General features: G+C 38.8%; 1 protein-coding gene and 1 pseudogene. Both read right to left on the bottom strand.

Annotation, left to right across the window (positions count from 1 at the left end):
* On the bottom strand, window positions 1–116 hold a 116-nt coding region (locus AC3G7N_RS21450; RefSeq protein ID WP_489424161.1), incomplete at its 3' end, for a YuiB family protein.
* A gap of 127 nt (window positions 117–243) precedes the next feature.
* A pseudogene (locus AC3G7N_RS21445) lies at window positions 244–637 on the bottom strand (FAD-dependent oxidoreductase); the annotation flags it as partial.

Here is a 637-nt window from a genome sequence, read left to right as displayed (position 1 = left end):
ACAATTGCTAAGACAATAAATGGGTAAATGCATGCCATAAGCCACGTTCTCCTAAGCAGCATATTGAGTATAAATGCCAGTCCAAAAAATATTACCAAGTATAACAGGACAGACATAATTATTTGAATAACTGATGGAATCACTGATGTATCCTCCCCGTGCAAACTTAATCTCATCTTATATTTTATAGTAAATGGTAAAAAAAGCAAAGGCATCAACTTTGCCTTTGCTCAGTTTAATATATTAGTAAAAAATATTAAACTTACCCTTTTTAACCAGTAACCCCGGACCGCCTAATTTAAGCAAATAACGGTTATCAATGACTTTTTTCATTACAGTGGCCATAAAACCAAACACTTTACGGTTATTTAATACAACGCCAATGGCATCATCATGTCCTAATGAAGCCACTGTCCCAAGTATCTTTGGTTCGAACCGCTCTACCTCTCCACTTCCTGCGGCCAAAGACTTCACATTATGGGCAACGGTTTCCGCCATTTGGATTGCAATTTGGGCAGTCGGCGGAAACGGACGTCCGCTTTCTTCATTCATTACAAGTGCACAATCACCAACTACAAAAACATTATCATAATCTGGCGCACGCATATCTTCGCGCACTTGAATTTTTCCACGGTTC

This window comes from Virgibacillus carmonensis (assembly GCF_057836705.1).
This window is presented reverse-complemented; position numbering and strand designations above follow the sequence as displayed.